The sequence below is a fragment of the Rhizobium mulingense genome (genome assembly GCF_029194105.1).
GTDB lineage: Bacteria > Pseudomonadota > Alphaproteobacteria > Rhizobiales > Rhizobiaceae > Rhizobium > Rhizobium mulingense.
In genome coordinates, this window is sequence record NZ_JARFVE010000031.1 from 1 (window position 1) to 16,017 (window position 16,017).

General features: G+C 56.1%; 13 protein-coding genes and 6 pseudogenes. 11 read left to right on the forward strand and 8 right to left on the reverse strand.

Going from position 1 to position 16,017, the window contains the following annotated elements; translation table 11 throughout:
* From PYR71_RS30030 to PYR71_RS30065, 8 genes are all read left to right on the forward strand, one after another.
* Positions 1–254: hypothetical protein (locus PYR71_RS30030; RefSeq protein WP_210203330.1), on the forward strand; the 254-nt coding region annotated here is incomplete at its 5' end.
* 624 nt (positions 255–878) lie between these two features.
* Entirely contained in the window at positions 879–1,538 is a 660-nt protein-coding gene (gene nodB, locus PYR71_RS30035; RefSeq protein ID WP_040111870.1) for a chitooligosaccharide deacetylase NodB, read from the forward strand.
* Between the two features lie 7 nt (positions 1,539–1,545).
* Positions 1,546–2,865, forward strand: a complete 1,320-nt coding sequence (gene nodC / locus PYR71_RS30040) for a chitooligosaccharide synthase NodC (RefSeq protein ID WP_040111869.1) — start codon at positions 1,546–1,548, stop codon at positions 2,863–2,865.
* A gap of 15 nt (positions 2,866–2,880) precedes the next feature.
* Complete coding sequence (nodS, locus tag PYR71_RS30045) at positions 2,881–3,498, forward strand: nodulation methyltransferase NodS (protein WP_077993555.1); 618 nt, start codon at positions 2,881–2,883, stop codon at positions 3,496–3,498.
* A 36-nt stretch (positions 3,499–3,534) separates the two neighbouring features.
* A complete protein-coding gene (locus PYR71_RS30050) occupies positions 3,535–3,933 on the forward strand; it encodes a carbamoyltransferase N-terminal domain-containing protein (protein WP_245304453.1) in 399 nt (132 codons plus the stop codon).
* Positions 3,869–4,171, forward strand: a complete 303-nt coding sequence (locus PYR71_RS30055) for a carbamoyltransferase C-terminal domain-containing protein (protein ID WP_425351193.1) — start codon at positions 3,869–3,871, stop codon at positions 4,169–4,171. The genes PYR71_RS30050 and PYR71_RS30055 overlap by 65 nt, the downstream gene beginning before the upstream one ends.
* Before the next feature lie 85 nt (positions 4,172–4,256).
* Complete coding sequence (gene nodI, locus PYR71_RS30060; RefSeq protein WP_018247215.1) at positions 4,257–5,171, forward strand: nodulation factor ABC transporter ATP-binding protein NodI; 915 nt, start codon at positions 4,257–4,259, stop codon at positions 5,169–5,171.
* Between the two features lie 3 nt (positions 5,172–5,174).
* The gene (locus tag PYR71_RS30065) at positions 5,175–5,963 is read left to right on the forward strand and encodes an ABC transporter permease (protein ID WP_009998866.1); all 789 of its coding nucleotides are present in this window, start codon (positions 5,175–5,177) and stop codon (positions 5,961–5,963) included.
* Between the two features lie 412 nt (positions 5,964–6,375).
* Here PYR71_RS30065 and nodD1 read toward each other — a convergent pair whose 3' ends face one another.
* From nodD1 to PYR71_RS30095, 6 genes and pseudogenes are all read right to left on the reverse strand, one after another.
* Entirely contained in the window at positions 6,376–7,320 is a 945-nt protein-coding gene (gene nodD1, locus PYR71_RS30070; RefSeq protein ID WP_040111866.1) for a transcriptional regulator NodD1, read from the reverse strand.
* Positions 7,321–7,486: 166 nt separating this feature from the next.
* Positions 7,487–7,819, reverse strand: coding sequence for a nodulation protein NolE (gene nolE / locus PYR71_RS30075; RefSeq protein WP_009988764.1), 333 nt, complete (start codon positions 7,817–7,819; stop codon positions 7,487–7,489).
* Positions 7,820–8,206: 387 nt separating this feature from the next.
* Positions 8,207–8,910, reverse strand: a pseudogene (gene istB / locus PYR71_RS30080) (IS21-like element helper ATPase IstB); the annotation flags it as partial.
* Positions 8,891–9,179 (reverse strand): annotated as a pseudogene (locus PYR71_RS30085) (transposase); the annotation flags it as partial. The pseudogenes PYR71_RS30085 and istB, both read right to left, overlap by 20 nt.
* Before the next feature lie 75 nt (positions 9,180–9,254).
* Positions 9,255–9,701, reverse strand: coding sequence for an FkbM family methyltransferase (locus PYR71_RS30090; protein ID WP_269465932.1), 447 nt, complete (start codon positions 9,699–9,701; stop codon positions 9,255–9,257).
* 401 nt (positions 9,702–10,102) lie between these two features.
* Positions 10,103–10,652, reverse strand: a pseudogene (locus PYR71_RS30095) (carbamoyltransferase C-terminal domain-containing protein); the annotation flags it as partial.
* A 1,257-nt stretch (positions 10,653–11,909) separates the two neighbouring features.
* Between PYR71_RS30095 and PYR71_RS30100 the strand changes: the two are divergent.
* Both PYR71_RS30100 and PYR71_RS30105 read left to right on the forward strand, forming a co-directional pair.
* Positions 11,910–12,584, forward strand: a complete 675-nt coding sequence (locus PYR71_RS30100) for an MreC domain-containing protein (protein ID WP_040111950.1) — start codon at positions 11,910–11,912, stop codon at positions 12,582–12,584.
* A 129-nt stretch (positions 12,585–12,713) separates the two neighbouring features.
* Positions 12,714–13,253: a hypothetical protein gene (locus tag PYR71_RS30105; protein WP_040111865.1), complete on the forward strand. Its 540-nt coding sequence runs from the start codon at positions 12,714–12,716 to the stop codon at positions 13,251–13,253.
* A gap of 132 nt (positions 13,254–13,385) precedes the next feature.
* Here PYR71_RS30105 and PYR71_RS30110 read toward each other — a convergent pair.
* Positions 13,386–14,335, reverse strand: a pseudogene (locus PYR71_RS30110) (IS481 family transposase).
* 473 nt (positions 14,336–14,808) lie between these two features.
* Positions 14,809–15,951, reverse strand: a pseudogene (locus PYR71_RS30115) (radical SAM protein); the annotation flags it as partial.
* On the opposite strand from PYR71_RS30115, the pseudogene PYR71_RS30120 reads away from it, so the two are divergent.
* A pseudogene (locus tag PYR71_RS30120) lies at positions 15,943–16,017 on the forward strand (IS5/IS1182 family transposase); the annotation flags it as partial. The pseudogenes PYR71_RS30115 and PYR71_RS30120 sit on opposite strands and share 9 nt — an antisense overlap.

Here is a 16,017-nt window from a genome sequence, read left to right on the forward strand (position 1 = left end):
AGCCGATGCTGCAGGACATGCGAGAAGGCGCGATCCTCCTTGCTGACCGCGCCTACGACACCAACGCCTTGCGAGACGCCTGCTTTCACCTCTCGACGGTGGTCACCATCCGGGCGGCAGTTATCGGCTTAGCCAAAAGCGACGCTCCGGCAATCTGCGGAAGATTGGGGCCAGTGCTCGGATCTAACGAAGCACAAACCGATGGGGTCAGTTCTTCAATTCGGCAAGTGGGACTAGTTCCTCGAGTCGTTTGACAGCCATAGCCGAGCGATTCTATCCGGCGCTTTCAGGCTTCCGGAAGGTTTCAATCTGCTCCAGAGCTTTACCCAGAGTAGGTTAGAAAGCCGCCAATGCCGAGCCATGATAAGTTCTTCCAGGGAGCGACGACGCAAGTCCCCCGCCGTCGCGACAACAGGCTCGGTCCGTTAGTAGGAACCGTGGAGCTCGAATTTTATCTATGCCGTGAATGGGTATCATCCAAACAATCGATTTTACGAATTAAATGGCGTGATCCATTAGACGAGCATCTTGACGGAAATCAAGTTGTCGATGGCGCGCCAGTGGTGTAGAGGGATCAAATGTGTGGCTTTGGAATGTAATGCTTGCATAAGCGGTCGATCAGCCCATTGCATCACCTTGCAATCGTCGACAGCTCGGGGGTTCACCACCAATCGCACTCGGTACAGTCCGCAACGAGCCGCGGTATTGACAATTCAGACGAGGCGGCCTGGTGACCGCTATTTTGGGAAACGGCCTACGCTACACGCTGCCACGCGCGCGTTTTGACCTGCGTCCACGCGCGGCGTCATCATCCTACCCTTTGGGCGGCCGGTCTCCGAATGGCCCACCAAGATAATTTACCGGAAAGGACGAGAGCAATGACGCAACTCGATTGCTCGTGCGAAGTGCACGGTGAGCGCGATGACGGCACTGGTCGTCACAGCGTTTATTTGACGTTCGACGACGGTCCGCATCCATTTTGTACACCGGAGATTCTTGATATTCTGGCTGAACACCGGGTGCCGGCAACATTCTTCGTCATCGGCGAGTTTCTGGCCGATCAATCGAAATTGGTCCAGCGAATGATTGCAGAGGGGCATGAAGTCGCCAACCACACAATGACGCATCCAGACCTGTCTGACTGCGAACCCGACGAGGTGCAACGTCAGATACTCGAGACAAACAGAGCCATAAAAATGGCGTCGCCTCAGGCGGTGGTGCGGCACATCCGGGCTCCTTACGGCATCTGGACCGAAGAAGTACTCAAGGCTTCGGCGAATGCGGAACTCACTGCCGTGCACTGGTCGGTAGATCCACGAGACTGGTCTCTTCCCGGGGCCGACGCCATTGTCAATGATGTGCTGCAGTCTGTCCGACCGGGGTCAATCGTGCTCTTGCACGACGGTTGTCCCTCCAGTGAAATGCAGCAAGGAACTGACCGCAGTCTGCGCCACCAGACTATTATGGCGTTATCTAGGATAATTCCAGCTTTACATGATCGCGGCTTTGTATTCCGCTCGCTTACTCGGGAGTTCTGAAGATCCGATGGATATGCTTGACACAACCAGCACTGTCGCCGTCTCGCTTTATGCACTTCTCTCGACTGCTTATAAAAGCATGCAGGCCGTTTATTCTCTGCCGACCGATGTTTCATTGGCGTCCCAGGGCTTGGCCGGCTTTGACGAGCTGCCCAGCGTAGATGTCATCGTGCCAAGCTTCAACGAGGATCCCCGCACGCTTTCGGAGTGCCTGGCTTCTATTGCGGGTCAGGAATACGGGGGAAGGCTGCAGGTTTACCTAGTTGATGACGGTTCCGAAAATCGCGAGGCTTTGCGACCTGTGCACGAGGCCTTCGCAAGAGACCCCAGATTCAATATTCTCCTGCTTCCCCAGAATGTCGGTAAACGGAAGGCACAGATCGCCGCGATACGCCGCTCTGCTGGAGATATGGTGTTAAACGTCGACTCCGACACGATCCTCGCATCTGACGTCATCAGGAAGCTCGTGCCTAAAATGCAAGATCCGGCTGTCGGCGCGGCCATGGGACAGTTGACGGCCCGCAACCGAAACGATAGTTGGCTGACCCGTTTGATCGATATGGAGTACTGGCTGGCTTGCAACGAGGAGCGTGCGGCACAAGCTCGCTTCGGAGCCGTTATGTGCTGCTGCGGTCCATGTGCTATCTACCGTCGCTCTGCGCTCGCTTCGCTGCTTGACCAGTACGAATCACAGTATTTTCGGGGAAAGCCAAGCGATTTCGGTGAGGATCGGCATCTCACCATTCTCATGCTGAAGGCAGGCTTTCGAACGGAGTACGTGCCGAGCGCCATCGCAGCGACAGTCGTTCCGAACAAGCTAGGACCGTATCTGCGCCAACAACTACGCTGGGCGCGGAGCACGTTCCGGGACACGTTGCTTGGGCTGCGCCTGCTGCCCAACCTCAATCGCTTCCTTACGCTCGACGTTGTCGGACAGAACCTCGGACCGCTGCTTCTGGCACTATCAGTGCTGACGGGGCTCGCACAGCTTGCATTGACGGGCAACGTGCCTTGGTTGCCAGCCCTGATGATTGTGGCCATGACGATGATCCACTGCAGCGTTGTCGCGCTTCGGGCCCGCCAACTACGGTTCCTCGGGTTCTCTCTGCACGCATTTATCAGTATTTTTCTGCTACTTCCCTTGAAAGCCTACGCGCTGTGCACGCTGAGCAATAGCGACTGGCTGGCGCGCAGCTCTGCTGGCAACTCGAATCAACATCCGACGACTGATGCACGCACTGGACATGCGACAGCGCCTCGAAGGCTCAACCCCGCCCGCGATCCTGCCAGGCGAACGACGTCTGACTGCATGTGCAGCGACGAGTAAGATCTATTTACCGAGGTGAACGAGTTGACACAGAGCGACAATTATCAATTGCTGAATCGGGAACTGGCTGCACCCGATCCATGGGGACTCGAGGCCAATCCATTCGAGCGTGAGCGTCACACGCAAATGCTCCGCTTGGCGCTTGCCCAGGGATCCATCTCAAGTGCGCTCGAAGTGGGATGCGCTGCCGGCGCATTTACGGTGCAGCTAGCCCCCCACTGCAAACGGCTCACCGTGATCGATGTTGTGCCTCACGCTATAGAAAGATCGCGTCGACGCATGAGGGATTCTCCGCACATCAGCTGGATAGTCTCTGATGTTCAACAGTTTTCACCTGACGAGAGGTTTGATTTGATCGTTGTGGCGGAAGTGCTCTACTACATTGGAGGAATAGCCGAGATGAGAGGGGCTGTTCGGAATTTAGTGCGGATGCTTGCGCCAGATGGATATCTGGTTTTCGGATCGGCGCGCGACGCTAATTGTCGTCGCTGGGGCCACGTTGCTGGTGCTGAGACGGTCCTCGGCATGCTGAACGAAACTTTGCTCGAGGTAGAGCGGCTTGAGTGTCGGGGTGGGTCGGTCAACGAAGATTGCTTACTCGCCTGTTTCCGGAATCCAATTTCTGCCTCCTAACGGCCCCAACCCTCGACGTTCAGACATGGAGACACTATGCGCGTCTGTGGTATAAAATTGACCCGTGACGGAGCGGACGCGCTTGTCGAGGATGGGTGGCTCGCCTCCTGCGTCGAGCAGGAGAAGCGGGGCAACAACCCGCGATATGAAACTGTCGACAATCTCGACGCGATTGTCGCCGCATTGGCGCAACACGGTCCGGATCCACGCGTTATTGATCAAATCATCATCGATGGAAGGGGTGACAATGCTGAAAGTTCTCTCGAATCCGTCGAGGGCTCCGGTCTCGTTCCAATGACAGGGCATTTTCCTGCAAGAACTATCATCGTGATAGGTGCCACGCGGCCACCGCAGCCCGTGGCTCCGCCTCGTGGCGCCGATCTGCCTGGAGGACCGTGCGCCTTATATAGTCAGCCCTCGAACTCCGGATTGTGAAATGTTGTTTAAGCATCAGACGCGGATGAGATGCCAGGACAGAATTCCGGCTGTTGTCCATCTCGATGAATCTGCACGATTGCAGACCATCCCAGGCACTCTCTCCGTGAAGTCGCCGAGCTACTCTTCGAATGTAACAAGCTCAGGGACATTCGGCTGCTCTGCAACAGAGTGCCAATTACCACGGACGAGGCGTTTTCCCGGATGCTGCTGCAGCCCTTTAATGGAGACGCAATGAACACATCATACGGTGCGATGGACCAAGAAGAACACAACCAACCGAAGAAATGCCAGTCAACGGCGCCCGAGGGTCAGATGAGCGCATGTTCATGTCCGCAATAGATTTTTCCGACGTAAGCAAGACATATGGCGACAAGGCCGTGGTCAACGCGCTATCGTTCCGCGTTTCCCCGGGGCAATGCTTCGGGCTGCTTGGACCGAACGGCGCGGGCAAGAGCACGATCGCACGCATGATCCTTGGCATGACAGCCCCTGATGCGGGGAAGATTACTGTGCTCGGCGTGCCGGTGCCTGCCCAGGCTCGCTTGGCGCGAAAGGGTATCGGCGTGGTGCCGCAATTCGACAACCTTGAGCCTGAATTCACTGTGCGCGAGAATCTGCTGGTCTACGGCCGCTACTTCGGCATGAATACACGCAAAGTCGAGGCGGTCATGCCGTCGCTCCTTGAGTTTGCACGCCTAGAGAGCAAGGTGAATGCGCGTGTATCTGAACTTTCAGGCGGCATGAAGCGGCGCCTGACGCTAGCGCGTGCGTTGATCAATGACCCGCAGCTACTTGTCATGGACGAGCCGACCACCGGTCTCGACCCGCACGCGCGCCACCTGATCTGGGAGCGCCTGCGTTCCCTGCTTACGCGCGGCAAAACGATCATCTTGACCACCCATTTCATGGAAGAGGCCGAACGGTTATGCGATCGACTCTGCGTACTCGAAAGAGGTCGCAGCATTGCCGAAGGGCGTCCGCATGACCTGATCGATGAACTGATCGGGTGCGAAGTCATTGAGATCTACGGCGGCGATCCGCATGAATTGGAATCGCTGGTCGGGCCATATGCCGATCGCGTCGAAATTAGCGGCGAGACCCTTTTTTGCTATGTGTCCGACCCGGAGCAGGTGCGTGTGCGGTTGCGGGAGCGCGCGGGCTTGCGCATTCTGCAGCGTCCGCCGAATCTTGAGGATGTGTTTTTGCGGTTGACCGGGCGCGAGATGGAGAAGTGAACGATGGGTGAAGGTTGTGCCGCGGCTCTGCCCGCCAACGCTTTTAACTGGATTGCGATATGGCGACGCAACTATCTGGCATGGAAGAAAGTAGCACTTGCGTCAATTGTTGGAAGTCTGGCCGATCCTATGATCTACCTTTTTGGCCTCGGCCTTGGCCTCGGAATTATTGTGGGTCGCGTTGACGGCACAACCTACGTTGCGTTCTTGGCGGGCGGCATGGTGGCGACAAGCGCGATGACCTCTGCGACGTTCGAGACGATTTACGCGGCCTTTACGCGAATGCACGCCCAACGCACCTGGGAAGCCATGCTCTACACACAAATGACACTTGGGGACATCATCCTGGGTGAGTTGGCATGGGCAGCGAGCAAGGCATTTCTTGCCGGTACGGGAATCATAATCGTCGCCACCGTGCTAGGCTATGCGACGTGGCCATCAGTCGTCTATGTGCTGCCAGTTATCATGCTCACTGGATTTGCATTCGCGAGCCTTGCGATGGTAGTCACGGCGCTTGCGCCCAGTTACGAGTATTTCATTTTTTACCAGACGCTCGTCCTGACACCAATGCTGTTCTTGTGCGGCGCGGTGTTTCCAATCGCGCAACTGCCCCAGGCCTTTCAGCAGGTAGCGCAGTTCTTGCCTCTAGCGCATGCGATCGACCTCATACGCCCGGCAATGCTTGGGCGCCCCGCGGGCAGCATGGGCCTGCATATAGGCGCGCTTTGCATCTACGCGATTTTGCCGTTCTTCCTGTCGGCAGCGCTGTTGCGTCGGCGCCTGATGTCTTGACGCTACTCGCCACCGCGCCATGAGGGGTATTGCGATGCAGTATCTTGAAAAGACCCGCAGAGCTCTGAAGAAATCATCATAGTCCGGAACAAATGAACCCGTGTCGGCGCCGGTGAGACGATGCAGGTTTTTCGCTCTGCAACTGGCCACCTTGCTAATGTCGATTGGAGCTGCGTGAACCTTCGACTTGCGTCGTCGACAAACTGTCGAGGAGGTTGTTTCATTGGTCGGTTGAACGGCGGGCGTAGGAGAGCATCTGTCCAGTTCCTCCATACTTGGTCGTCAGTCAGCGCGGCTGTTGGGCCAGCGGCGACAGGATCGATCATCCGTGAGACTGTAGCGGCGGCGTCTCAAAGAGGCTCCTCATTCCGACGCCATGAATCACGCCGAACGACAAAACCACGAAAGAATGCTAGGAAATCCTGAGACGTCTCATTACCTCATGGGGCGAGGGCATGCGGGATGCTTCCTGACATAGCACGTCCCGCATCCAGAGGCTTGCTTGATCACTATTGTGAAGCGCGGGCCATTGGAGGGCTTGTGTGAATGCGGGCAACGGTATCGGAAGGTCGGCGATCCGTAGGGGTATTGTCTTTTCGAGCTGCTTGACCAGGCGTAAGGGCATTGTCGCTATGCGCTCGGTCCCTGAAAGCATGAACGGAACCATGCTGAAGCCCTGCACGACTACTTCGACATGTCTCTTAAGCCCATGCCCAAGCAAACACCATTCCTCGATGGAAGCCGTCCTAGCGTTCCCAAACTTCACCACAACGTGTCCCATCGACATATACCTCTCGAGTGTAAGTTGCTCCGAGAGTAGCTTGTTCGAGTGGCAGCCCACGCACACGAGGGTCTCCTCGAATAACGCCACCTTAGGATGTGCGCGCGACATGAGCAATTCCGGAAAGATGAGAAAATCGGCGTCACCGCGCCGCAAGTAATCATCGTAGTTATCGGCGATCGGCAGCAACTCGAAGCTGACGGCGGGCGCTTCTCGGGCGACACGCGTCACGACCTTTTCAAAAAAAACCAATGCGGCGTAATCGGAAAGAATGACCCTGAAGCAGCGATCCGATTGAGCAGGGCAAAACGGATCCCAGGATATGATCGAGACCTGGATGTGAAGCAGAGCCTCGCGGACCGAAGGCGCGAGCCGCTCCGCACGCGGGGTTGGAACGAGTTCGCGACCGACCATGGTAAAAAGGTCGTCATTAAAATAGGTGCGTAACCTGCCGACCGCCGCGCTCATGGCCGGTTGGCTCAAGTTGATGCTGCGCGCTGCCGCCGTGAGATTACGCTCGGTCATCAGGGCGTCGAGTGCGACGAGGAGATTCAGATCAAGGCCCTTGAACCGCATGTCTTCATCCGTAGCGAGGTGGCGAGATAAAAGGTGAAAAGGCTTGGTCTCGCGGTGCGGCGCCACGAGAGACCAGCAAGCAAAGGGTCGCCTAAAATTGAGAAAGTATCGATGTTCCAGCCGCCGTGGCTTTGATGGTCTTACTGCTACCTTCAACCGACACGATTCAGTGGTGCCTGATCAATCTGGCGAGTAGCAGTGTTTTCCGCGGATAAAGGTTTCGGTCTGCGACGTCGATCACTTCGGCGCCTTGAATATGTACTTCGGGGGGTAAGACGCACTCGTAGCACTCACCTTCTTCGGCAGGAGTATCTTGGCAATTGAAGTCTTGAGTGTGCTCCGCTGAATGGGCTTTGTCAGCACCATTCAGGTTTGCGCGGGGGTCACTTGTCGCCGGGCCGCAATCTTGGTTACGATCATCTGCTGCAAGTGACGGCCCGGCCCGCAATGTCAATGCGAGCAACGCTGCAACGATGACGTAGTAACCAATAACCTTCATGAGACGTTTCCTTTCTTCGACTAAGGCCAGGCGATACCAGGTAGGATTGATGCCATTCCGCCGCCAGTGCTTCGGGGCTATAGGCGTTGTTGGATTGGTTGAGAGCCTTTCAACGGATCATACCCGGTGGAGTGGAGACGGCCGTCTATGGAGCATCCGCGAAAATTGGTGAAATCTATTGTTTAAATGCGAGTCATCCATTTGATGCATGCAGACGATGTCTTGCCTGCCCGAACCAACAAGTGTCGCCAACCCCACTGTTTTCAGGGGCGCGTTTTCACCCAGTCCTTCTATCCTCAGTGGGCTTGCGCATGTCGTTGCCGCCATCCCCTTCATCCGGGATAGCAAAGGGCGCCGCATGCGGGAGGGACACCCCCGCGTCTCCCGTCAGGCTACGACATTTTGTTCGATCGGCTGCCTTGTATGGAGAAGACCGAATTCCTGACGTTTCAGTGTCGTCGTTTTGCAATGAGATAGAGGTATGGCCGCAAGCCGGCTGGGTCGACCACGTTTGGCCTCCATCGCGGAACGTCGCCGTTAGCTTTCGACGTTCATTTCGAAGATCGTAGCGTGATGAACAAGTCGGTCCACCGCGGCAAGCGTCATGGCCGGGTCCGGAAAGACGCGGTTCCATTCTCCAAAGGGCTGATTGGCGGTGATGATGATGGAGCGCCGCTCATATCTTGCGGAGATGAGTTCGAAGAGCACGCGGGTTTCGGCCTGGTCCTAGTGACGTAGGCCAGGTCGTCGAGGATAAGCAGATCGAACTTGTCGAGCTTTGCGACGGCGGATTCGAGCTGGAGTTCACGCCGTGCGACCTGCAGTTTCTGGACGAGGTCGGTCGTGCGAGTGAACAGCACCCGCCAACCGTTCTCGATTAGCGCGAGGCCGATGGCCGCGGCGAGATGGCTCTTTCCGCCGCCCGGCGGACCGAACATGAGGATATTGGCACCTTTGGCGAGCCAGCTATCGCCAGCGGCAATGGCCATGACCTGGGCCTTGGAGACCATAGATACTGCATCAAAATCAAAGCTGTCGAGCGTCTTTCCCGGTGGCAGGTTCCGCCTGGGCAAAATACGCCGACGCTTTGCGCAGAATCTCGTTGGCCTGACGAAGCTCGCGGTTCTCCCGCTCAAGAGCCTTCATCTTCTCGGCGACATCGTTCGGCCGGCCTGCTCGCTTACCGCTATCGACCTCGGTCTTCTTCACCCATTCGTGCAGCGTGGCCGGCGAGCAGCCGATCTTGGCCGCGATAGATGAAACGGCAGCCCACCGCGCGGTGCTCGGCTTCGTGATCCAGCACCGTGCGGATGGCACGCTCACGGACTTCAGGCGAGAATTTGTTCGTTGTCTTGCTCATATCGGCTCCAATCTCTCATGAGTTAAAGCCTCCGGCAAACTCGGCGCGGTTCTTGAATCCTAAAAAGGGAACCGGCTATAGGCTTGTGTTTTTAAGCAAAACGTCACCCTCCACTCCTCGGGGATACTCAACTACCATCTGGAAGGAAGGTAAGAGCTCAAGAATGGCGCGCAGGGGAAGCTGGCGTTCATAGAGCTCATGATCACTATACTCAGTATATATGTAACGCGTTCTCATCAGGATCTGATTGCCACCGGCAATAACGTCGGCCTCGGCTCCCTGCACATCCATCCAGATGAGATCTATGTTCTCTAGGCCAGCTTCGCTGCACCAGTCATCCAGCCTCCTAGTCTCAACCGAAATCGGAGGGTCAAACCGAACCCACTCGTACTCAGAAAGATGGTTCTTGGGACGGCGTATCGAGCCCGAGAGATCCCATTCCTTAGCGCTGTCATTGCCATTGCTGGGATGAAACTCGATCCTCGCGTTTCGGTCGCTGATCGCAACCTCGGATAGCCTCATCCGATCCCGATAAGAACCCATTTTTCCTTGAAGCGTGCAGCGGCTCTGGGGTCTGGCTCAAAGCAATAGAGCTGGGCGCTCGGAAGAAGGCGCAGAAAGCGTTGAGCATCGCTTCGTCATTGCACCCAATGTCAAAGATTACAGGGTTAGGCTTATCGAGAAGCGAAACGATCTGTCGATGTACGTTTAACTCACACACCGGATCCATCACAGTCTCCTTAAGTTTTCGAAGTGCCCTGCTGAACGAGCTCGGGTAGGATATCACTGAAATACCGAGCCATATGGCCCTTCTTTCGACATGGTTGTTGACGCTTCGCCGTGCGATTACGTGGGCACGGCGCATTGTCGGTCGCGGGCTTTGCTATTCGCGAGTTTGTTTGGCGTAACGAAGCGATTCCAAGCTATGCTGAAAGCCCACTAGTCACCGAGGCCTCAGCGGGGACGGATACCTGTGATTTGCGGCCACGTACCGGGCTTAAGCATATGCAACGCTGCTCCCAAATCTGCCGAAGTTCATTTAGGAAAGTCTCACGACTACCTGAAACCGGCGCGATTCCATCCAAAATGTCGCCAACCAGGGCTTCTCCCTCAATCCTAATTAGAAATACTCACGGCCTGCAGGCTGGAGGGGCCTGTGCGGATCTCACATACAGTCTCTTGCCGATCCAGGGTGGAATATGCACGCGCCTGATGGAGACTTGCGTAAGGTGGCAAGGAAACTGCTAGTTTATTCCACTCCTCCATCGTTGAGATTCGCTTCTTGACGAGAAATGGACCGATCACAAGTGCATCCAGGTCGGTCGTCAAAAAGGTCGTTACGGCATCCCTAACCGAATCCACTACCGGCTCGGCGTTGTTGTTAAACGACGTGTTGAGCAAGATCGGAACGCCGGGTTGCTCTCCAGTTCGTTTCGAAAGGTAGGTCGCTCTGGCCTGGCCACCGGCTTTCGTAGTTTCATAGGGTGGCGCTTGACAGTGCACCTAGAGCTCACGGGTCGAAGCTGAAATCAGATCGTGACCGGATCGGTGACATTGCCGACAATCGGCGCTAACAGAAACCCAGACCGAAGCATTTGCGGCAGTAACGCCGCGTAACGCATCCACATTACCCAGTCCTTCATCTTTCCGCCCGACAGCCACAACGACGTTTGGTGGTCGCTGCAAAGGTCGCACACCGTATCCTTGCAGCGGCGAGTGCGCCTGCTCCGAGGCATAGCACACAGAGTTCCGCCGCCGGCCTCCGTCACTATGCGCCAGTACCGAACTCAGCTCCACGCGGTGGGACCGCCATTGATAATCACGTCGAACGGCGCCCACAGCGTGAGAACCGATCTGCGCTCAATGTGCACAACGCGAGAAGGGGAAGCAGTAGAAAGATGACCAGCGCGCGGTGAAGACGAATAGGAGGCGGCATCGACCGGGGCAAAAGTGCGTCCCGTGAGAGCCCACTGAAACGTCGAGAAGCAACGACCAAGATTCTACCCGATCACGTCGAGTGCAAGATAACGATCGAGACCAGGCAGCAGACCGACTGCCTCATCTCGTTTTCCCAGCACAGTCTCCACGGCACCCGAGGACCCATTTTAAGAACTCCGAATTATGGCTTTTACAAAACGCTTCTTCAGCGTCTTCTAGGGGCAACCGTTTCGATCAGTAAAATCGATTGTTTGGATGGAATGCATTCATAAAAACGATGGCGTGACTCAGCAGTGAAGCGAGCGGCGACCCCACCCTTCTCTCAATGGCGGCCGTGTGCAAGGCAGTCTTGTCGTAAAAGCAACACTCCTTCGCTACTCCTGTTTCAGCCGACAAAGCCAAGCCGCATGTTCGTCTCGGCACATTGATGAGCCTAATGGCGGCGCTAGCTGCAAGGAAACTGCGTTCGGTCTTAATCAGCACTGGCGCTGCGAGTGCCGCGAAACGTGGGCCAAGCGCTTCTACATTTTCCCCCGGCGTAAGTGCGCAGCATCTGGTCGTTGAAGCGCCAGCCGACGAAGGAGAAGCCTGGGTTGGTGCGCGGCTCCTTCACCACTTTAGGGATCGGGACGATAAATCGGCAGAGGCCGCGGTAACTCCAAAAAAATAGCGCAGCGCTAAAAAATTGGCCTCAGGCTAGACCGTGGGTATAGACTGGTAGTCCAGTAGGCGCTATTCGTGCTGTTCCAGCATAACATCAGCCACCCCGTGGATTCTCCAAGGCCTCTTATATTGAAAAAAGTGCAACGCAGTTTTGCCGTCGAGTACAAGAACGGCAGGCGAAAACTTGATGCCAGATCGAACTCGATCTGGGGCAATGTGGATCTAAAGTCAGTCGCGCGCGATCTAGAGGAAGAGGCATTGCCTTTTCTGTCAGGTAGCTCTCAGAGTGGCAAACCCGACAGCGAAATGTCTTTGCCGGAACAAGATCAGGCCGAGCAGTTGTTGACAGCGCCCATCGGGCCGTCGACAACTGCATCAGATATACAGGAGATGAGCATGGCCGACGAGACTAATACGACAACCAAGGTCGATGGACAGACCGTTGTCGAAACGCCTAATGCGCCGAAGAAACAGCGCAAACCGCGCGCCAAAAAAGTCGCGGCACTCGAGACCGCGTTAGCTGACGCTACGGCAGAGCCGGCAGGTGCGCTGGCCGGGGACGGTGGTGTGAAGAGGAGAGGGCGCAAGACAAAGGCTATCGAAGCCACGGCGAGGGCCAAACGCGCACCTGTGCGCCGTGCTCCAAAGGCTGTGCAGGCAGCGCCGGCTGCCCCGATGACGGCGAGCGATGAAATGGCAGACCTTTTGCAGTTGGAAGAGGAAAATCAGCGGCTGCGCAAGCTTCTTGCTGAAAAACTTCGCGCTGAAAATGAAGATCTGCGCAAACGGCTCAAGCTCGAATGATATAAGCGGCCGGTCAATAAGCGACCGTATCTACATTCTTATCGAGACAAACAATTCGGCAACGGTGAATGCTGTTGCCGGACCCCAAACTCACTGCCTGCTTGCGGGATAAAACGCGAGGTCAGATAGATGGCGTCTCCCTGGAAACTTCTTGCCCGACTGATCTCACCGGGCCGCGAACAAAAGCGAGAAAACGGCTCGGACCAGAAGGTTACGCCGGACACATTGGCCATTGCCGGTCCGACCGAAACGCCTGCCGAGAAGAGCCTGATAAGCGCCGTTCGACCGGCAAGCGAGGGGCTTCCCCGTCACGGCCATTCTCCTGCAATTTCCACCGAGTTTGTTGTTTCTAAAGAAGTCGGAATCGGTGGCCACGATCAGGTCGACGGCCAAGATGCCAAAAACGTTGAGGCGGCCGATCCACCTCCATTCGGCGGGCTTGGTACCGACATCGCCGCTGGGCACGATGCTACGAGGCTTGAGCGAACTCTCGAGGTCGCCCCGCGTAAGAAGGCATCAGCCGCGATTGCAAACGCTGCCCCGGCAATTCACACTGCGGACCAGATGAGCCTCGACGAAGACATCAGGGTGCTCAGGGGGCAGTTAGCCAGAAAGCTAAGGCTGCAAAACGCGCAGTTGAGAACAATGCTGGAGCGGTTTGAACGGTGACCTGTCGCAGTGCAACAACCTGTCGCCCCGGGCATGTCGTGGAGCCAGCGGCAGCATCACCTGTGTACGGCAAGGACAAATAATTGGGTTCCGAACACGGCCCCATTTCGTCGAGATCGACGACAAGAGTGTTTAGGTGTTTAGTCCCGGCATTTGATGGATGGGATCGATGATGAATCGATCTGGCTCCAAAGTCCATTGTTTGCAGATGAACTCGTAGGGCGTGAGGCCCTTTAGCGTCTTGAGCCGGCGCCCGAAATTGTAGGCGTCGATAAAGTCGGCCAGATGTTTTTTTAATTGCGCATGATCGTCGTAGTGGAAGCGCTTGACGGTCGCCTCCTTGATCGTTCGGTTCATCCGCTCGACCTGTCCGTTGGTCCAGGGATGCTCACCTTTGTCAGGCGATGCTCGATGCTGTGATCGTCGCAGACCCAATCGAAGATGTGCTGGAAGGCATTTCGATCACAAGCTCGGTTAGTGAACTGAATGCCATTGTCGGTCAAAACGGTGTGAATGGTGTAGGGCACTGCCGCGATCAGATTGCGTAAGAACTGGGCGGCATTCATCTTGCCGGCTTTGGTGTAGAGTTCTGCGAACGCGAACTTGGATGTTCGGTCAAATGCGACAAAGAGATAGAGCTTGCCCTCGGCCGTCTGCACCTCGGCAATATCGATGTGGAAATAGCCGATCGGATAAGTTTTGAACTTCTTCTTCGGTTCCCTGTCGCCTCCGACCTCCGGCAGACGTGAAATGCCGTGGCGCTGCAAACACCTGTGTAACGACGAACGCGTCAGATGTGAGATGGTCGGCTGAAGAGCGTAGAGGCAATCATCGAGCGGTAGCAACGTATGCCGGCGGAAGGCGACGATAACGGCCTCTTCTTCGAGGGAAAGGGTCGTCGAGTGCGGGTCCTTCGGGCCTGTGGGAAGATCGACCAACGATGTCCGTTTCTTCCATTTCGCTACGGTTTTCTGGTTGATCCCGTATCGCTTCGAAAGCGTTCCCAGGCTCTCCTCACTATTTTGTATTGCTCGACGGATTGCCTCTGTCGTCGTGGCGCTCCCGTGTAGAACCTGGCCCATAGTGCTTCCCTCCATGCCAAAGAAAATATTGCCCCATCAAATGCCGGGACTAAACACCTAGGCCATGTTCTAGGCAATTAACCGCGCTCGATCGCCACCGTGAACATCGAGCCTGCCGCAGGTTTCCTGGATGCGCGTCTCCGCCGCCTGCGCAATCGAAGCCGCATTGGTGGCGTCAAGCTGAACTGTCCGGGCGTCTGGTCGGTTTTGAACGAAGGTGTCGCTGCTTCAAGTTGGCGCGCGCAACCGAGCCGGTGAAGCCGTGCTGCGCCAGACCTTTCACGATATTGACGGCGGATTTCTTTGCCAGTGGCGAGAGCTGAACTGTGACGCGATCGAGACCGACACATGCCATGGACTGCGAATTCAGCGATCGATTTAAAATCGAGCAATTGGGAGCTTGCCTCCTGCCTAACCTCTCGACGAACTCGAGCTCGATTATGTGACCACTTCAAGGCCCTCCGTTTGCCAGTCTAGATCGGCTGGCGGCCAAGATAAGCATCGAACGCGGCAGCGACATGGCGAAGGGCAGAGCGACGTTCGTGCCGCACACGGACTAAACCGTTGTCAAACTCAACGATCCCATCCTCAGCCAGAATCTCTAGCTGCTTAGCTGAACTCACTAGATGGGTCTGATCAAATCCCTGAGCCGTACTGATTGTTGATATGTCCGCCTCCAAGTAGCACATGAGCTGTTCGATGATTGCAGCTCTTACGCGATCCTCGGTAGTTAAACGGTAGCCCCTTGAGATCGCCAAGCGGCCGGATGCTATGTGTCGGTTATAACAGCTTTGCGTGAGATCGTTTTGAACGTAACCGTCGCCGCAACGACCAATGGCGGACGCGCTCAAACCGATGACAGTTGGGCAGGTTTCGGCAGAGTAACCAAGCGAATTTCGGCGCAGACGACCAGCTCTCTGTGCTATTGCAAGCTCGTCATCCGACAAAGCAAAATGGTCGAGACCAATTTGCAGATAGCCTGCTGCAACTAACGTATCGGCCATGGCTGAGGCCTGCTCAGCTCGCGCGGCTATATCGGGCAGTGCTGCTGTGTCAATCAAGCGCTGATTTTTTCGAAAAGATGGAACGTGGGAATAACCGAAAACCGCGAGGCGGTCGGGACGCATCGCAATAGCGAACATAGCGCTCTCGAGACAGGACTGGACGGTTTGGTTCGGCAAACCGAACATCAGGTCGAAATTGATACGCCTGACCCCATACAGGCGGAGGTTTTCGACGGCGGTCATCACTTGCGCCTCGCTCTGAATCCGGTTGATCGCTTTTTGTACGACGGGATCGAAGCTCTGCACACCGACGCTTGCGCGATTCACACCGGTTCTTTCTAGGGCTTCGGCCATATCGGTGGTGAACGTGCGCGGGTCGACCTCAATGGCAATGGTTGCACCTCGCTCAAGCGCAAAACGGCCGCGCAGGAGTTCCATTAGCGACAGGAAGTCTGCCGATGGCATAATGGTCGGGGATCCGCCGCCAAAGTGCACGTCACCCACGGAGAGTGCCTGCGGCACTTGCTCGGCGACCAGGCGGATTTCCTCGCGCAGCATTGCCAGATAATCGGTTATCAAAGTGTCCCGACGAGTGATGCTAGGCCTTATACCACCTGCTACAACCGTTTTGTGCGATGGAGAAAAGCGGGTGTTTGGGATCATGTCTTGCGCGAGATC